1 protein-coding gene is annotated in these 517 nt (G+C 71.2%); it reads left to right on the plus strand.

What is annotated here, in order from left to right; all coding sequences use genetic code 11:
- Positions 1-276, plus strand: a 276-nt coding sequence (locus HUK84_RS22625; RefSeq protein ID WP_176642092.1) for a BA14K family protein, incomplete at its 5' end; no start/stop codon positions are given.
- Positions 277-517: the final 241 nt, after the last annotated feature.

The raw sequence follows: 517 nt of genomic DNA on the forward strand, positions 1-517 counted from the left end.
ACAGCCACGGCGGCGCGTCGGCCGCCGCTGCAATTCGCGCCCGGCGTCACCGGCGAGGAACCGCCTCCGGCGAACGCGGCGCAACTGGTCAACGACCCGTCTGCGCCGGCCGATACGCCCTTATGCGGCGCCGCGGCGCGCGAGGACATGGCGGTGGCGGCACGGATCAATCCCGCACCGCTGGCCTCCGGCAATAGCTGCGTGATGAGCGCCTGTTTCGAGCCGCTGACCGGCACCTATATCGGGGCGGACGGCAACCGGCACATCTGCCGCTAAAGCATAAGGCTTATGCGCGGCGCATCGCTCGGCCCGGCAGGTTGTGATTGACTTTGCGCGCCTCGCCGCAACATCGTTGGGGCATGACCGGCCGCACCCCTCTGGATGACGCCGACGACGGCACGGCGACCGTCCACCTCTTTCCGATGCGGCGGCTGCTGCCGCTGCGCGACGCCGCAGCCCATCTGGGGATTCCGGCGCGCCGCCTGCGCGCCCTGGGCATGCTGAAGGCCGGGCCACG

Source organism: Nguyenibacter vanlangensis, assembly GCF_013376155.1.
GTDB lineage: Bacteria > Pseudomonadota > Alphaproteobacteria > Acetobacterales > Acetobacteraceae > Gluconacetobacter > Gluconacetobacter vanlangensis.